General features: G+C 68.4%; 18 protein-coding genes. 11 read left to right on the top strand and 7 right to left on the bottom strand.

Going from position 1 to position 16,088, the window contains the following annotated elements:
* Positions 1-25: 25 nt before the first annotated feature.
* A complete protein-coding gene (locus BUB76_RS14555) occupies positions 26-364 on the top strand; it encodes a hypothetical protein (protein ID WP_236737929.1) in 339 nt (112 codons plus the stop codon).
* Positions 364-645 (top strand): HlyU family transcriptional regulator, encoded by a 282-nt coding sequence (locus BUB76_RS14550; protein ID WP_073129524.1) that lies wholly within the window; start codon positions 364-366, stop codon positions 643-645. The genes BUB76_RS14555 and BUB76_RS14550 overlap by 1 nt, the downstream gene beginning before the upstream one ends.
* 6 nt (positions 646-651) lie before the next feature.
* On the opposite strand, the gene BUB76_RS14545 is transcribed toward BUB76_RS14550, so the two are convergent.
* Complete coding sequence (locus BUB76_RS14545; RefSeq protein WP_073129523.1) at positions 652-1,245, bottom strand: DedA family protein; 594 nt, start codon at positions 1,243-1,245, stop codon at positions 652-654.
* Between the two features lie 51 nt (positions 1,246-1,296).
* Entirely contained in the window at positions 1,297-1,473 is a 177-nt protein-coding gene (locus BUB76_RS18000; protein WP_175481785.1) for a hypothetical protein, read from the bottom strand.
* 86 nt (positions 1,474-1,559) lie between these two features.
* Here BUB76_RS18000 and BUB76_RS14540 point away from each other — a divergent pair, with 86 nt between their 5' ends.
* A complete protein-coding gene (locus BUB76_RS14540) occupies positions 1,560-1,976 on the top strand; it encodes a secondary thiamine-phosphate synthase enzyme YjbQ (protein WP_073129522.1) in 417 nt (138 codons plus the stop codon).
* An 80-nt stretch (positions 1,977-2,056) separates the two neighbouring features.
* Positions 2,057-2,428: a hypothetical protein gene (locus BUB76_RS14535; RefSeq protein ID WP_073129521.1), complete on the top strand. Its 372-nt coding sequence runs from the start codon at positions 2,057-2,059 to the stop codon at positions 2,426-2,428.
* 4 nt (positions 2,429-2,432) lie between these two features.
* Here BUB76_RS14535 and BUB76_RS14530 read toward each other — a convergent pair whose 3' ends face one another.
* Complete coding sequence (locus BUB76_RS14530; protein WP_073129520.1) at positions 2,433-3,107, bottom strand: SDR family oxidoreductase; 675 nt, start codon at positions 3,105-3,107, stop codon at positions 2,433-2,435.
* 163 nt (positions 3,108-3,270) lie between these two features.
* Between BUB76_RS14530 and nrdR the strand changes: the two genes are divergently transcribed.
* Positions 3,271-3,738 carry a transcriptional regulator NrdR gene (nrdR, locus tag BUB76_RS14525; RefSeq protein WP_073129519.1) on the top strand — a complete coding sequence of 156 codons (468 nt, stop codon included), beginning with the start codon at positions 3,271-3,273 and terminating at the stop codon, positions 3,736-3,738.
* The gene (ribD, locus tag BUB76_RS14520) at positions 3,735-4,820 is read left to right on the top strand and encodes a bifunctional diaminohydroxyphosphoribosylaminopyrimidine deaminase/5-amino-6-(5-phosphoribosylamino)uracil reductase RibD (protein ID WP_373280058.1); all 1,086 of its coding nucleotides are present in this window, start codon (positions 3,735-3,737) and stop codon (positions 4,818-4,820) included. Before nrdR ends, ribD begins: the two co-directional genes overlap by 4 nt.
* On the opposite strand, the gene BUB76_RS14515 is transcribed toward ribD, so the two are convergent.
* The 3 genes from BUB76_RS14515 to BUB76_RS14505 all read right to left on the bottom strand — a co-directional run bounded on the left by BUB76_RS14515 (position 4,817) and on the right by BUB76_RS14505 (position 9,371).
* A complete protein-coding gene (locus BUB76_RS14515; RefSeq protein ID WP_073129518.1) occupies positions 4,817-6,832 on the bottom strand; it encodes a capsule polysaccharide biogenesis protein in 2,016 nt (671 codons plus the stop codon). The two genes, ribD and BUB76_RS14515, sit on opposite strands and share 4 nt — an antisense overlap.
* A gap of 4 nt (positions 6,833-6,836) precedes the next feature.
* Positions 6,837-7,970: a polysaccharide biosynthesis/export family protein gene (locus BUB76_RS14510; RefSeq protein ID WP_236737928.1), complete on the bottom strand. Its 1,134-nt coding sequence runs from the start codon at positions 7,968-7,970 to the stop codon at positions 6,837-6,839.
* Positions 7,971-8,066: 96 nt separating this feature from the next.
* Complete coding sequence (locus BUB76_RS14505; protein WP_073129517.1) at positions 8,067-9,371, bottom strand: capsule polysaccharide biogenesis protein; 1,305 nt, start codon at positions 9,369-9,371, stop codon at positions 8,067-8,069.
* A 134-nt stretch (positions 9,372-9,505) separates the two neighbouring features.
* On the opposite strand from BUB76_RS14505, the gene BUB76_RS14500 reads away from it, so the two are divergent.
* The 5 genes from BUB76_RS14500 (at position 9,506) to BUB76_RS14480 (ending at position 13,699) form a co-directional block, all read left to right on the top strand.
* A complete protein-coding gene (locus BUB76_RS14500; protein ID WP_073129516.1) occupies positions 9,506-10,108 on the top strand; it encodes a riboflavin synthase in 603 nt (200 codons plus the stop codon).
* An 87-nt stretch (positions 10,109-10,195) separates the two neighbouring features.
* A complete protein-coding gene (locus BUB76_RS14495; RefSeq protein WP_073129515.1) occupies positions 10,196-10,600 on the top strand; it encodes a DUF4864 domain-containing protein in 405 nt (134 codons plus the stop codon).
* A 107-nt stretch (positions 10,601-10,707) separates the two neighbouring features.
* Positions 10,708-12,999, top strand: a complete 2,292-nt coding sequence (locus BUB76_RS14490; RefSeq protein ID WP_073129514.1) for a glycosyl hydrolase family 28-related protein — start codon at positions 10,708-10,710, stop codon at positions 12,997-12,999.
* 55 nt (positions 13,000-13,054) lie between these two features.
* Positions 13,055-13,330, top strand: coding sequence for a GlsB/YeaQ/YmgE family stress response membrane protein (locus tag BUB76_RS14485; RefSeq protein WP_073129513.1), 276 nt, complete (start codon positions 13,055-13,057; stop codon positions 13,328-13,330).
* 84 nt (positions 13,331-13,414) lie between these two features.
* The gene (locus BUB76_RS14480) at positions 13,415-13,699 is read left to right on the top strand and encodes a hypothetical protein (protein WP_073129512.1); all 285 of its coding nucleotides are present in this window, start codon (positions 13,415-13,417) and stop codon (positions 13,697-13,699) included.
* Positions 13,700-13,770: 71 nt separating this feature from the next.
* On the opposite strand, the gene katG is transcribed toward BUB76_RS14480, so the two are convergent.
* A complete protein-coding gene (gene katG, locus BUB76_RS14475) occupies positions 13,771-15,975 on the bottom strand; it encodes a catalase/peroxidase HPI (RefSeq protein ID WP_073129566.1) in 2,205 nt (734 codons plus the stop codon).
* Positions 15,976-16,088 lie beyond the last annotated feature (113 nt).

Below are 16,088 nucleotides of genomic sequence, written 5' to 3'. Positions count from 1 at the left end.
CGGGCATGCCGAGAGGGAGATTGCGATGTTTTCCCTGACCGACCCCTTCCGCAGGCGGCCCGCGGCGCTGGCGCGGCTGCCGCGGATCGTCCGCATCTACATTCTGAACGCCGTCTTCGGCTTCGCGCTGGCCGCCATCTTCACCGGGCTGGTGCTATGGTTCGACGTGGCGGGGATCGGGCATCTTGTGACGCATGTCGCGGGCGGCTGGTTCGCGGCCGCGATCTTTTTCGTGCTGAACGGCATCGTGTTCGCCGGCGTGCAGTCCGGTATCGCGATCATGTCTTTGGGCCGCGACGAGGGCCCCGGCGGCGGCCCACGCGAAGCCGCCCTTGTAACGGCCCCGATCAAGGAGAGGGTGTGATGTCTATTCTGAAACGTCTCTTCGGTCGCGCAGGCGACAAGGCTCCGGCCGAGCAGCCTTCGGAAACCTACAAGGGCTTCACCATTACGCCGCAGCCCGCCAAGGATGGTGGACAGTTTCGCATCGGCGCGCTGATCGAGAAAGACGTGGGCGGCACCACGCGCAGCCATCACCTGATCCGGGCCGACCGGCTGGAAAGCTTCGAGGCCGCGGCCGAGGCCAGCCTCGCCAAGGCGCGCCAGATGATCGACGAGCAGGGCGAACGTCTGTTCAGCGACTAGGACGCTCTAGCGCTCGGGGTCGTCGAGGGTTCGGCTGATCGCCCGGGCGCGGGCAAGGCTCCAGCGGCGCCAGGCGAAGATGGCCACGCCGCCGAGGGCGAGGGCCGCCGCGATCTGCATCTCGCTGCGCGCCTCGCGCCAGACGGCCGACAGAAGCCGGCTGAGGTCGGCGCCGATCGTCACCGCGATCATCGCCCAGAGAAGGCAGGCCGGCCCGGTGATCGCCGCGTAGGTCGCGGCGCGTATGGATGATCCGGTCGCCAGCGCCAGGGGTGCCACCGTGCGCGTGGCGGGAATGAACCGGAAGATGCCCGCCAAAAGCCACGGCCGCCGCAGCAGGCGCCGCGTGACCCGCTGCGCGCGGGGATGCTCCAGCGCCCTGGCGATGCGCGGATGGCCGCGAAAAATCCGTCCCGCGGTGAATATCCCCATGTCCCAGGTCCACGCCCCCAGCGCCGCGGCGAAGACCACCGGCCAGAAGGGCAGCCGCCCCTGGTCGGCCAGCACACCGGCGCTGATCGCCACGGCGTCGCCTTCCACCACGCAGCCCAGGTAGACGAACAGAACGCCCCAGCGGGCAAGGGAGCCGGCGATATCCATGGCGGCGAGCCTAGCGGCCCGCGCGCCCCGGGGACAGGTGGGGAAATGACCTCAGGTGCGGCTTGCCTGGTTGGGATCTTCGGTCGATCCGGGGCCGCTGGTGGGGTCTTGCGGGTCGCTGTCGTCATCGGGCACGTCCGGCTTGATGGCCGGCTTTTCGGGCAATCCGGTGTTGGTCGCCTGGTTGGGATCGTCGGTCGTGCCGGGGCCTGTCTTCGGGTCGGTCATGCTATCCTCCTGTTTTGCCGAAAGAACAGTTGTCCGGGGGCGGTCGTTCCCTTGCACCGCCCGGGCGGGGCGTGCAGCATTGTCGCATGCAGACAACGATCACCATCAACACCCGCGGCCCCGGCCTGACCGAATTCACCGACCGCGTGGCCGAGTGGTTGCCGCGCCGCGACGGTCTTCTGACCCTGTTCGTGCGCCATACCTCGTGCTCGCTTCTTGTCCAGGAGAACGCGGATCCCGACGTGCAGCGCGACCTCCTCGCATGGCTCGACCGGCTGGCGCCCCCGGCGGACGATCCGTCGATGGACTACCTCGCTCACCGGGCCGAGGGGCCGGACGACATGCCCGCCCATATCAAGGCCGCGCACCTGCCGGTCAGCCTGCAGATCCCGGTGCAGGGCGGCCGCATGGTTCTGGGCACCTGGCAGGGAATCTACCTGGTCGAGCACCGCCGTCGCCCGCACAGCCGGCAGGTGGCGCTGCATTTTGCCGCCGATGACTGAGCCGTGAGGCGCGGCGGGGATGTGTCGCCCGTGCAACCGCGCTAGACTGTGCAAAACCGCCCGAGACCGGAGCCGTCCCCATGACCCGCACACTCGCCGCCGCCCTTCTGGCCAGCCTCGTCGCCCTGCCGTCCCACGCCTTCATCGCCGAGAATTCGCTGGTGGTCGAAGGCAGCGGGACAGGCGATTTCACCGTGCCCTACAAGGGGCTGTCAGGGCCGCGCGCCTTCTGGTGCGCGGCGGGGGACTACGCGATCAGCATCCTCGGGGTTTCGCCCGCGACGCGGATCTATCGCACCAGCCCGCCGCCCCGCCGCGGGGGCGAGGCGATGGATTTCTCGCTGGACGTCGCGCGCGCGGTCGATCCGGGGCTGCTGCGCCTGTCGGACAGCCCCGGCCTGACCGCGGGCTACGCGCGCTTCCTGTGCGACAGCCCGGCCGCGCGGCGCTAGGGCTTCAGTTCTGCGGCATGAGGAAGATCTCGCGCACTGCCGCGCGCGGGTCGGCCGTGATCGCGTGCATCACCGCGTCGGCCACGTCCTCGGGCTGAAGCTTGTCGGGCTTTCCCTCGTCGAAGAAGGGCGTATCGACCATGCCCGGCGCGATGACGGTGCAGCGCCCGCCCCATTCGCGCATCTCCTCGGCCATGTTGCCGGCGTAGCCGTGCACGAACCACTTGGTCGCGCCATAGATCGAGCCCGAGATGTGGCGCCGCCCGGCGGCCGAACCGGTCAGGACCAGCGTGCCCTTCGTCTTCTTCAGGGCCGGGATGACCGCACGAGCGGTCCAGAGCAGGCCCATGACGTTCACGTCGACCATGCCGCGCATGTCGTCGGCATCGCCCTCGACGGTGCCCGCTTTCTTCATGCCGCGCCCGGCATTGGCGAAGCCCGCGTCGATGCCGCCGAAATGCGACTCGGCCCGGGTCACCGCGTCTTCCAGCGCCGAAAGGTCGGTCACGTCGCCGGGCAGGGCCAGTGTCGCATCGCCCAGCTCGTCCACGAGCGCGCCGAGCTTGTCCTCGGACCGGGCGAACAGCGCCACGTTCCAGCCGCCCGCGACCGCCGCGCGGGCCGTCGCCGCGCCGATGCCCGAGCTTGCGCCGGTGATGAACAAGGTCTTATTTGCCATGGGTCGCTCCTGTGATGCCATCTGATTGCGCACGGGCAACGCGGGGCACCCGGCACCGGTTCACGGAAGCCTATCTAGCGACGGAAATTCCGGGCTACCCAAGCTCTGCGGGGCTGCCTATAGTGGTCGTGTCCAACGGCTGACCGAACCCAAGGAATTCCGCATGCGCTGTCCTTTCTGCGGCAATATCGACACCCAGGTTAAGGACTCGCGCCCGGCCGAAGACCACGTGGCGATCCGGCGTCGCCGGTTCTGCCCGGCTTGCGCGGGACGGTTCACCACCTACGAACGGGTGCAGCTGCGCGACCTGGTCGTGGTCAAGACCAACGGCCGGCGCGAGGATTTCGACCGCGACAAGCTGGAACGTTCGGTCCGCATCTCGATGCAGAAACGCCCGGTCGAGCCCGAGCGGGTGGACCAGATGATCTCGGGCATCGTGCGGCGGCTGGAATCCATGGGCGACACCGACATCCCGTCGAAGGTTATCGGCGAGATCGTGATGGAAAGCCTCGCCCGCATCGACACCGTCGCCTACGTGCGGTTCGCCAGCGTTTACAAGAATTTCCAGGCGCCCGACGACTTCGACAAGTTTGTCAGCGAACTGCGCCCGCCCGCACAGCCGGAAGAGTGACCGACGCGGCCTTCATGGCGCACGCGCTGTCCCTTGGACGGCGCGGTCTTGGTCAGGCGTGGCCGAACCCCGCCGTAGGCTGCGTCGTGGTCAAGGACGGGCGCGTCGTCGGCCGCGGCTGGACCCAGCCCGGCGGACGCCCCCATGCCGAGACCATGGCGCTGGAGCAGGCCGGCGATGCCGCGCGCGGCGCCGATGTCTTCGTCACGCTCGAACCCTGCGCGCATCACGGGCGCACGCCGCCTTGCGCCGACGCGCTGATCCGGTCGGGCGTCGCGCGCGTCATCACCACCATGCAGGATCCCGATCCGCGCGTGGCGGGGCGCGGGCATGCGCGATTGCGCGAGGCGGGGATCGAGGTGGAGATCGGTGTCGGCGAAGCGGCGGCACGGGCCGACCAGGCGGGCTATCTCACGCGGATCGGGCAGGGGCGGCCGCGCCTGACGCTGAAGCTGGCGACGTCGTTCGACGGCCGCATCGCCACGGCCAGCGGTGAGTCACGCTGGATCACCGGACCCGGCGCGCGGCGGGCCGTTCACGCCCAACGGATGATCCATGACGCGGTGCTCGTCGGGGGCGGCACGGCGCGTGCGGACGACCCGATGCTGACCGTGCGGGATCTGGGCGTGGCCCGCCAGCCCGTGCGCATCGTCGCCGCTCGGCGGCTCGACCTGCCACTGGGCGGGCGGCTTGAAGGCAGCGCGAATGACGGTCTGTGGCTTTGCCATGGCCCCGACGCGCCGCAGGACCGCCGCGACCACTGGGCGGGACTTGGCGCGCGCCTGATCGAGCTGCCGCTGGACCGGGGGCGGGTCGACCCCGCGGCCTTGCTGAACGCCATGGGCAACGCGGGGCTGACCCGCGTGTTTTGCGAAGGCGGCGGCAGCTTCGGCGCCGCCCTTTTGCAGGCCGGGCTGGTGGACCGGCTGGTGGGGTTCACCGCCGGCGTCGCCCTGGGCGCCGAGGGCCAGCCGTCGCTGGGCGCGCTGGGCCTGTCGGCCCTGGCCGATGCACCACGGTTCGCGCTGGAAGATGCGCGCCCGGTGGGCGGCGACGTCATGGCGACCTGGACCCGCGCCTAGCGCCAGAGATGCGCCTGTGACGCCAGCGCGCCCTGCGCCTTGGCCAGCATGCGGTTCAGGGGCGAGCGGGGCAGGGCCTTTCCCGCGGCCAGCCGGTCGACGGCGACCTCGACGGGACAGGGCGTGCCGGTCACCGGATCGTGGTAACGCGGGTAGCCGATCAGCACCGCGTGAACCATTTGGACCAGGCTCGGACGCGCCACGCGCCGGGCGGGCACGCGCCCCAGGTCGGCCGTCAGGCCCCAGCCCGCGTAGAACGGCGTGCCCAGGCAGGTGACCGGCACGCCGCGCAGCAGCGCCTCGAACCCGACGGTAGATGTCATGGTCCACACCGCATCCACGGCCCGCAGAAGCGCGGCCGCATCGGTGCCGGCCAGCACGAGGTCGGCGTCGTCCGCTGGTATGGCGCCCTCGCGCAGGCCGGCCTCCACGTCCGGGTGGGGCTTGTAGACCAGGAAGGCATCCGGGTTCTCGGCCCTGGTCCACGCCAGCAGGGCCGCGTTCTCCGACACCGCGTCCGTGCCCAGGCGGATCGACGCATCGTCGGCCACCTGGCCCGGCACCAGGATCACGTGCCGGTCGCGGGGAAGATCGGGCAGCGTGGTGCTGCCGATATTGTACTTGGTCAGCCCATCGGCCGTCAGGCGCGCGATCAGACGCCGCGCGCGTTCGACCTCGGACGGCCTCAGATCGACGCTGCGGGCGATGAGATGCTCCAGCCGCGAGGGGCGGGTGGGGTCGTAGTAGATGCCCTCGGGATCGACGACCAACGACAGAGGTGGCACTAGGTCTGCGCCCAGCCCGCGCGAGCGGAGAAGCCCGTCCTCGACCCGGTGGATCGCCGCGGCGGCCAGTGACGGCGGAAGCTTTCCCGCCCAGCACATGGCACGCCGTCCTGTCCCTTCCGAGCGGGCGACCAGGCGGTCGGGGTCGGGTTCGAATACCATGGCGCGGTGGCGACCGAAGACCTTCTGCAAGGGTCCGCGTTTCCACAGCCGCATGCCGCCCGCGATCCAACCGTGGCGATCCTCGCGCCAGGCCCGCGCCTCGGCGGCCAGCGCATCAAGCGTATCCTCGATCTCGCACAGCCGGTCGCGATGGGGGTCGTACCAGAGCGGATACTCGATCAACGCGCCCGCCACGAGCTGCGCGCGGGTCAGCTTGCGTTCGCGCCGGGGCTGGGGGTTCTCGTCCTGCGTCAGGCCCCAGCCGCCGTAGAACGGTTGTCCGAAGATGCGCGGTCGATGGCCCGCCAGGATCGCCTCGAATCCCATCTGGCTGGTCACCGCGTAGACCGCAACGGCGCCCTCCAGCAGGCTCCAGGGCGACACGGGCGTGTCCAGCAGGATGGTCTTGGCGTCCTTGTCCTTTTCCGAGAAATGGCCGTCGCGGAAGCCCTGGGCCGTTTCGGGATGGGTCTTGATGACGATGCGGGCGCCCAGGTTCTCGATCCGGGCGAAGGCCAGCATCTCGGCGAATAGTTCCTCGGATCCGGCCCCGTGGGTGATCGATGCGTCGCCGCGGGTTTGGTCCACCACCAGGACGTAGCCCGGGTCGGGCAGGGGCAGGTCGGGATCGACGGCGCAGTATTTCGTCAGGTGATCGCGGCGAAGGCGGTCGATCACGTCGCGCGCGCGGTCCAGCAGAACGGTGTCGTCCAGCGCGGCACTCGCCAGCATGGTTTCCAGGTCGGATGGATGGCTGCTGTCGAAATGCACGCCGCTGCGATCCAGCAGCAGGCCCAGGGGCGGCGCGCCCGTGCGACCGGGATGCAGCGAACGCAGGAAGGCATCCTCGACCCGCACCAGCGGCACGCCGCATCGCGCCGCCATGGTCTCGCCCCGGTGGGCGGTGGGAGAGCGGCCCCAGACGGCCACCGCGTCTCCGTCGCCGGGCCGCCCGGTGGTCAGGCGATGGCCGGCCAAGGCCAGGATGCGGCGCACGCGCGCGTTCAGGAACCCGCCATTGTAGGCGAACAGCCTTTTGCCCGGCTCGGACGGCCCAGGGGCCACGGGCCTAGTTGCCGCCGAGCGAGTCGATGTTGCTGGCGGTCGCGGCTGTGCCGGTGATGGCCGACAGCGTCTTCTGCCACTGGGTATAGGGCGCTTCGGTCACGTAGACGGTGTCGCCGTCGCGAATGGCGAAATCGCGCGCCTCGAACATGCCGTTCGGCGCGGTGAGATCCAGCACGTAGACCATGCGCTGCGCCCCCTGCAGATCGTCGCGGGCCAGCACCTGTTCGGCGATGACCTCGGCCTCGTTGCGGAAGACGAAAACGCCGGTCGGGTCGGCCAGGTTGGTGCTGAGACCACCGACCAGCGCGATGGCCTCGATGGCCGAGATCGTCTGCCGGTCGAAGGGCACCAGCTGCTGCGTGCCGGTGGCGCCGAGCGCGCTGAAGCTGCGCTGGTCCTGCTCGACCAGGATCTTGTCGCCGCCGCGCAGGGCGATGTCGAAATGCGGGTTCTCGTAGAGATCCTGGAACCAGACCTTTTCCTGCCGGCCATGGCGCACCACGGTGACTTGCGCGGTCTCGTTCGGGATGGCGATGCCGCCCGCGCGCGCGAGCATGGCGGTGAGCGTCCGGGTGGGACGTTCGATGGCATAGACGCCCTGCGCGCCGACGCCGCCGGTGACCGATACGGTCGTGCCGTCGCCCTGAAGGCGCCGGACCAGTACCTGCGGCTCGGGCGTCTGGCTGTCCAGCCGGTCGGTGATGATGCGCCGGATGGCCTCGGGCGTGTTGCCGGCGGCCCGGACACGACCCGCGTAGGGCACGAAGATGAAGCCGTTTCCGTCGACCTGCACCTCTTCCAGCACGGCCGACGGTGCGCCCTGGGGCACCAGCAGCCCGTCGTCGACATTCTCGTAGATCGTCAGGCCCAGCGTGTCGCCCGGCTGGATCGTGTCAGATCCCAGGACACCGGCGTTGACGAAGCTCCGCGAGAAGCCCAGCGACGTATAGACCGCCGTGGCCCGCGTCACCCGGGAATTGACGGAGACGATGAAGGCGTCTCCCTCGCGCTGGACGGATCCGGCGAAGATTTCGCGTTTGGTCGGGCCGCTTCGCGGCAGCCCGCACCCGGCCAAAACGGCCAGGATTGCCAGGGCTGCAACGGGCTTGCCCCAGCGGGAATATTGGATTTTCACTGCCCGGTCTCCTCGACCTTGTTATTCTGCCTCGACTTTTTGTAGCCGAGCGTAGACCGGATGTTGTATTTTTGAAAGCCTGACGGTCGTGCGGGTTCAGGTCACGACGCGTAACTGTTGCCTTGGAGCCGCGCGCCCCTTCTGCAAAAGCTCGTAGGGATCGTCGCGCGCCAGCATGAGATCCACCACTTGGCGCAGCAATTGCCGTCGCCCCTTGGCCGAATAGAACGACCCCGGGATCTGGCTGGTCTCCAATAGGAACCGGCGGTAATCGCGGTAGGCGCGGGCGTCGGGGCTGTCGGGCCAGCGAAAGAAATCGGGCAGCGGCTGATCCGACACGAACTGGGGCTTGGCGTAGACGGCCGTGCCGAACACCTTCAGCGGCAAACCTCGCCACAGGACCTGCTGCGCGGCAGTCGAGTTCACCGTCACGGCCGACCGGGCATGGTCGAGCAGTTGCGCCAGCTTGCCACCGCGCAGGAAATGCACCCGGCCCGAGACCCCGCGATCGGCGGCGCGGCGCCTTATATGGGCGCGCAGGTCGACCCGCCCGTCCTCGAGCGGGTGGGCCTTGATCACCAGGTGGTGGTGCCCCGGCGCCCCGGTGGCGAAGCCGTCGATCAGCAGGTCCAGGAATTCGGTCATGGTGCCGAAGGGAGAATGCGCTTGGAAGCTGCTGTCGTGTTCCAGCTGCAGCAACGCCACGTGGTAGGGATAGCCGCCCCCGCGCACCCGCGCGGTCGCGATGACCCGGTCGGCCCAGAGCGCCGGCATCAGCAGCAGCCGCTTGAGGTACAGCCGGAATTCCTGCGCGACGCTGAGCGCGCGATGCGGGCGGAAGTTGCGGTACCGCCGGTTCATCAGCAGCACGAAGGCGTGGTAGGCGGCGCCGTAGAAGATGTGCTGGCGCATGTCGCCCCAATGGGCCGGGGCCTCGGGCTGCTCGCCCGTGGACGCGGCCAGCGCCTTTTGCATCCCGGTGACGTCCATCCCGATCAGCGCCGAGTTGCCGTTCGAGCCGCCGCGCTCGTAGGTCACCCAGTAGGGCCGCAGGTATCCTTCCTCGAAGACGTGGATGGTCAGGCCCAGCGTGCGGGCGGCGGCGATGGCCTCGGCGTGGATCGCGCGCGCGTCGCCGTAAAGGACGATATCGGTGATCCCGTGCCGGGCCACGAGATCGCGGAAGGTCTGCGGCCAAGCCTCGGGCGCATCGCGATAAGCGATGTAGCGGTCGGCATCGGGCCAGAACGCCTGGTCGCCGCGGTTGAACCCCACGCGCCAGCAAGGCGCCCCCGCCAGCGACAGCATCCGGCCCAGCCGGCCGAAAAAGGGTCCGTGCGGCCCCTGAAGGAACAGGAACCGCCTTTGGCCCGGGTCGTGGATATCACCGCTCATCTTCATGGTCCCCGCCACTCAATCACCGGGATCATGGCGTGGAAAGGTGGTTATTTAATGTCCCGGATGGTGCAGCCCTTGTCACCGCTGCCCCGCGCGGGCCATATCCGCGGCAGGATCCCACCACGAAGGAGCGGCGCATGTTCACCGGACTGATCACCGATATCGGCGAGGTTCTGAAGGTCGAGCGTCCCCATGACCTGCGCGCGCGGATCGCCACCTCCTACGACATCGCGACCGTGCCGCTGGGCGCGTCCATCGCCTGCGACGGCATCTGCCTGACCGTCACCGACACCGGCACCGACCCGCGCGGATGGTTCGAGGTCGAGATCAGCGCCGAGACCGTGTCGAAGACCAATATCGGCGACACGGGCTGGGCGCCCGGCACGCGGCTGAACCTGGAACGGAGCCTGCGCGTGGGCGACGAGCTGGGCGGGCATATCGTGTCGGGTCACGTGGATGGCGTGGCGAGGATCACCGGCATGGAAGAGATCGACGGCTCGACCCGCTTCACCATCGAGGCGCCCGAGGCGCTGGCCAGGTACATCGCGCCCAAGGGCTCGATCGCGCTGGACGGCACGTCGCTGACCGTGAACGCCGTGGACGGGGCGTCCTTCGACGTGAACCTGATCCCCCACTCCAAGCAGGTCACGACCTGGGGCGCGCGCAAGGTGGGCGACCGGCTTAACCTCGAGATCGACACGCTGGCCCGCTACGTGGCGCGCCTGTCACAGATGAGCTGACAGGCCCGCCGACACCAATCGTCGCATGGGCAGATCCGAAACTTGCGCCATCATCCTCTCGTGTCTCTGACCGTAGGAGGATTGCCTATGAAACCGCTTTTCACCGCCTGTCTTGCCGCCGCGCTGGTCGCGCCCGTCATCGCACCGGCCGAGGATGCTGCCATCGAAGGGGTCATCAGCGCCCAGCTCGATGCTTTCCGGGCCGACGATTTCGCCACCGCGTTCACCTATGCCTCGCCCATGATCAAGGGTATGTTCGGCACGCCCGAACGGTTCGGCCAGATGGTGCGGCAGGGCTATCCCATGGTCTATCGCCCCGAGGACGTGACCTTCCTCGACGCCCGACCGCTGGGCGACCGGGTGCAGCAGCGGGTGATGATGCGCGACACCGGTGGCGCGCTGCACGTCCTGGAATACGAGATGATCGAGACCGCGGACGGGTGGCAGATCAACGGCGTGCGGCTGCTGCGCGCCCCCCAGGTCGGCGCCTGAGGCCACCGCACGCAGGGCGCAGGCCGTCTTAACGCCCGCCTGCCTATCCCTTGTCCCCGAAGCGGCCCGGTCTTCCCGGGGCGCGCGCCATTCACGCGGGGACCACCATGAACAAGACCATCACCGACGGCATCGTCCTGATGCCGACGCCTTTCGCCGCCGGGCTCGACGTCTGGTCCAGCGGTGATGGCACCGCCGGATCGCCCACCTATGAAAACGCGTCCAACGCGGCCTTCGTCCCGGCCGACCAGGATTTCGGCGGCGCGCTGGAACTTCTGAAGACCCAGGCCACGCAGCGGCTGCGCTACATGATCCGCACCCCGATCGAGCCGGGCTGCTACCTGCGCATCACCGCGCGGGTGAAGGCGGTGTCGGGCAACCTTCCCTCCGTGCGCATCGCCGGCTGGGCCGGGCGCGGCAACGACGTGGCCGTGGACGGCATCCCCGAAACCGGGACGTCGGTGCCGTTGACGAGCTACGGCGAGGTGGTCGAGGTCTCGGCCATCGTGGGACCGGGCGCGCGCGGCGGCGTCGACATGGCCTGGGGGGGCGAACCCACCTACGGCTATTTCGGGCTGGACCTGACCGGGCCGTCGGGCGGCGTGGTGCGCATCGACGACTTGGTGATCGAGGACATCACCGGCGCCTACCTGCGCAAGGTGATCCCCGTGGTCGACGTGGTTGATTTCGGGGCCAAGGGCGACGGGGTGACCGACGACTCGGCCGCGTTCGAGGCCGCCGATGCCGCGTCGGCGGGGCGCGAGATCATCGTGCCCGCCGGGACCTACTACCTCGGGCAGGACGTGACCATCGACACCCGCATCCGGTTCGAGGGCACGGTGACCCAACCGCGCAACCGGCGGTTCCTGCTGCGCAGGAACTTCGACCTGCCAAGCTATATCGACGCTTTCGGGGACGAGGTCGAAGCCTTCAAGAAGGCGTTCCAGGCCCTGCTGTCCAACGCGGATCACGAGTCGCTGGACCTGGGCGGGCGGCGCATCGACGTGTTCGGCCCCATCGACATGGCCGAGGCCGCGAACGAGACGGTGTTCGAGATCCGGCGCGTCATCCGCAACGGCCAGTTCAACGTCAAGTCCGGCACCGGCTGGACCCCGGGCACCGTCACCGCCACGGCCCAGTACAACCCGGGCTCCAATCCCACCCGGCTGAGCAACGTGACCGGCATCGCGAATATCGAGGTCGGCGCGCGGGTCGAGGGCACCGGCGTGGGGCGCGAGGTCTTCGTGCGGTCGCGCAACCTAGGCGCGGGCACGATCGAGCCTTCGGCGCCGCTTTGGGGGGCGGCGGCGAACCAGAGCTATACCTTCACGCGCTATCGCTACGTGCTCGACTTCTCGGGCTTCACCAAGATGTCGAAATTCACCATCGACGACGTGGATTTCCAGATGGACGGCAAGGCCAGCGGCATTCTGCTGCCGCCCCTGGGCGAGACCTTCCAGATCCGGGACGTGTCGATGACCAAGCCCAGCCATCGCGGCATCACCAGCCACGGGCGGGGCTGCCAGGACCTGATGGTCGACCGCTGCCTGTTCGTGTCCGACGAACAGCCCGTCGCCGCGCCGCAACGGATCAGCGTCGGCTTCAACGTGAACGCCAACGACGCCAAGATCCGCGACAGTCGGTTCCAGCGGTTTGGCACGACCATGGTGCTGAACGGCTCGGGCCACATCATCGTCGGCAACCACTGGTTCCAGGGCGACAACACCCCCGACGGGCCCCTGACGGCGGGTTGCGTGTTCACCCAGACCAACCCGAAGACGATCATCACCGGCAATTACATCGACAATTGCCACATCGAGATGTCGAACCAGTACGAGCCGTTCCCGGATTTCGCGAACCAGTTCAGCTTTGGCGGGCTCAGCCTGACCGGCAACATCTTCAACGCGCTGAACGCGGCCGACTGGTTCACCTTCATCGTGGTGAAGCCCTTCGGCACCGGTCATTTCATCCAGGGGCTCAGCGTCACGGGCAACACGTTCCGGTCGATCAACGGTCCGCTGAACCGGGTCGAACGGGTGGACGACTCGATCGCGCCGCTGGATGCCTCGCGGCACAGGGTGATCGACTTCTCGGCCAACAGCTTCAACAACATCCTGCAGGAAACCATCAACCCGGTGACGCTGGAATTCACCCAAGGCTCGGCCGCGCAGAACTGGACGCTCGATCCCGGCCCGTGGCTGCCCTTCGGCGGGTGGAGCCGGACGATCCCCGGTGTGGTTGCGCAGGGCAGCATCACCGACAGCGGCGGGTCTGCCGTCTACGACATGCCCGCCGCCACGCCGCTGGAGGGACCCGCCAACAACCGCGTGCGCCTGCGCTGGAGCAAGGCGGTGAAGGGCAAGGTGCAGCTGACGGTGCGCTGCGACAGGCCCTATTGAGGGAACCCGGAACACCCCTCGTGCGCTGTGCGAACGGACGCATGAGGGGACCGCTATGGAACAGATCCTGGACGTGATCGGCGCGACGGCGCTGATCCTGCTTGTTGTCATCGGCGCGGTGGCAGGGCTCATCGCCGGCGCCTTGGCCGGCCGGCAACGGCTTCTCTACCTGATCGCCGGCATCGCGGGGGCGGTCGCGCTGCCGTTCATCCTGGCCGCGCTGGGCCTTGGCATCCTGGCGGCCGGTGGATTGCTGGTCATCCTGATCACGGCGCTGATCGGGGCGGTGGTGGTCCTGGCGCTGGTGCGGGCCTTGCGCGGCAAAGATTAATTCGCATCGCGCGAGACTTTTCGGAACATCCCGGGCTTCCGCGCGTATTTGCCGCAGATGTTTTAACGAAAAGGTGAGAGCGTTATGAAACGCGGAGTTCTTGCCGCCCTCCTGGTGGCGGTGATCGTGGCCCTGTTGGCCTTCTACTTTATCGACGTGGACGTGACCGACGAGGGCGCCTTGCCCGATGTCGACGTGGACGTCTCGGCCGAGCCTGGCGAAATGCCCGATGTCGACGTTCAGACCGGGTCGGTCGACGTGGGCACCGAGACCGAGACGGTCGAGGTTCCCGACGTGGATGTCGAGGTCGACACCGAAGAGACCGAAGTCACCGTGCCGTCGGTCGATGTCGAGCCCGCGCCGGAGTAAATCCGGCCCACATACTGTCGTAAAAAAGGCACCCCGCGGGGTGCCTTTTTCATTTTTACTCGTGACGCAGATCAGGCCGCCAGGTCGAACCGGTCGGCATTCATCACCTTGACCCACGCCGCCACGAAGTCGCGGACGAAACGCTCGCCCGAGTCCGCCTGGGCATAGACCTCGGAGATCGCGCGCAGCTGGCTGTTCGAGCCGAACACGAGGTCGCAGCGCGTGCCGGTCCAGCGGTCGGCGCCGGTCTTGCGGTCGCGGCCCTGGTAGGTGCCCGCCGCCTCGTCGGCCACGGCCCACTCGGTCCCCATGTCCAGCAGGTTGACGAAGAAGTCGTTCGTCAGCTGGCCGGGACGGTCGGTCAGCACGCCGTGCGCCGTGCCGCCGGTATTGCCGCCCAGAACCCGCAGGCCGCCCACCAGCACCGTCATCTCGGGCGCGGTCAGCGTCAGCAGTTGTGCGCGGTCGACCATCAGCTCCTCGGGGGACGAGGTGAAGGCCCGCTCCTGGTAGTTGCGGAAGCCGTCGGACTTGGGCTCGAGCGGCTCGAAGCTCTCGGCGTCGGTCTGCTCTTCGGTGGCGTCACCGCGGCCCGGTGCGAACGGCACCTCGATGTCGAAGCCCGCGTCGCGCGCGGCCTTTTCCACCGCGGCCGAGCCACCCAGCACGATGAGGTCGGCCAGCGACACGTCGCCGTCGAAGCCGTCCTTGATGCCTTCCAGCACCGGCAGCACCTTGTCCAGATTCTCGGGGTCGTTCGCGGCCCAGCCACGCTGGGGCGCCAGCCGCACGCGCGCACCGTTGGCACCGCCGCGCTTGTCGGATCCGCGGAAGGACGAGGCCGAGGCCCAGGCCGCCCGCACCAGTTCCGACACCGACAGGCCGCTGTCCAGGATCTTGCCCTTCAACTCGGCCACCTGCGCGTCCGTCAGGCTGGGACCGGCGGGGATGGGATCCTGCCAGATCAGGTCCTCGTCCGGGACTTCGTCGCCGAGGTAGCGTACCTTCGGGCCCATGTCGCGGTGGGTCAGCTTGAACCACGCGCGGGCATAGGCATCGGCGAACTTGTCGGGGTTGGCCAGGAAATCCTCGCTGATCTTGCGATAGGCGGGATCCACCTTCATCGCCATGTCGGCGGTGGTCATCATCGGCGCGTGCCGGACATTGTCGCGGTGGGCATCGGGCACGGCGTCGGCCATGGCGTCGCCCTTGGGCTTCCACTGGTGCGCGCCGGCGGGCGACTTGGTCAGTTCCCACTCGTTGCCCAGCAGCGTTTCGAAATAGCCCATGTCCCACTTGATCGGGTTCGGGGTCCAGGCGCCCTCGATCCCGCTGGTGGTGGTGTGCTCGGCCATGCCGGTCTCGAACGCGTTCTTCCAGCCGAAGCCCATCGCCTCCATGGGCGCGCCTTCGGGCTCGGAGCCGACGAGCCCCGCGTCACCGGCGCCGTGCGCCTTGCCGAAGGTGTGGCCGCCGGCGGTCAGCGCGACGGTTTCCTCGTCGTTCATGGCCATCTTCGCGAAGGTCTCGCGGATGTCCTCGGCCGATTTCATCGGGTCCGGCTCGCCGTTGCGGCCCTCGGGGTTCACGTAGATCAGGCCCATCTGAACGGCGGCCAGCGGGTTTTCCAGGAACCGCCCCTCGCCGTCATGCGAGGTGTAGCGGACGTCCTTGGTGCCCAGCCACTCGTCTTCCATGCCCCAGTAGATGTCTTCCTCGGGCTCGAAGATGTCCTCGCGACCGCCGCCGAAACCGAAGGTCTTGAAGCCCATGGTTTCCATCGCGACGTTGCCGGTCAGGATGAACAGGTCGGCCCACGAGATCGCGTCGCCGTATTTCTGCTTGATCGGCCACAGCAGGCGGCGGGCCTTGTCGAGGTTGCCGTTGTCAGGCCACGAGTTCAGGGGCGCGAACCGCTGGGACCCGCTGGACGAGCCGCCGCGCCCGTCGGCCGTGCGGTAGGTGCCCGCGCTGTGCCAGGCCATGCGCACGAAGAAGGGACCGTAGTGGCCATAGTCCGCAGGCCACCAATCCTGGCTGTCGGTCATCAGGTCGGCCAGGTCCTTCTTCAGCGCCTTCAGGTCCAGCGCCTTGAACTTCTCGGCGTAGTTGAAGCTGGGCGCGTAGGGCGTCGTTTCCGGCAGGTTCTGGTGCAGGATCCGCAGGTTCAGCTGGTTGGGCCACCAGTCGCGGTTGCTGCGCGCCTTCTGGTTCGACTGGGTGCCGTGGATCACGGGGCAGCCGCCGTTGCCGCGCGGGCTGTCGCTTCCGTCCATCATGGGGTCTCTCCGCTCTTGTTGATCGTTCGGGGCAGTGGGCCTGCCTGTCTGGAACCGTTCTAACAGGCGTGGGCCATGAGGGAAACTTGTGCTTTGCTATATTTCCCATA

It is taken from the genome of Palleronia salina, from assembly GCF_900141995.1.
Lineage (GTDB): Bacteria > Pseudomonadota > Alphaproteobacteria > Rhodobacterales > Rhodobacteraceae > Palleronia > Palleronia salina.
This window is presented reverse-complemented; position numbering and strand designations above follow the sequence as displayed.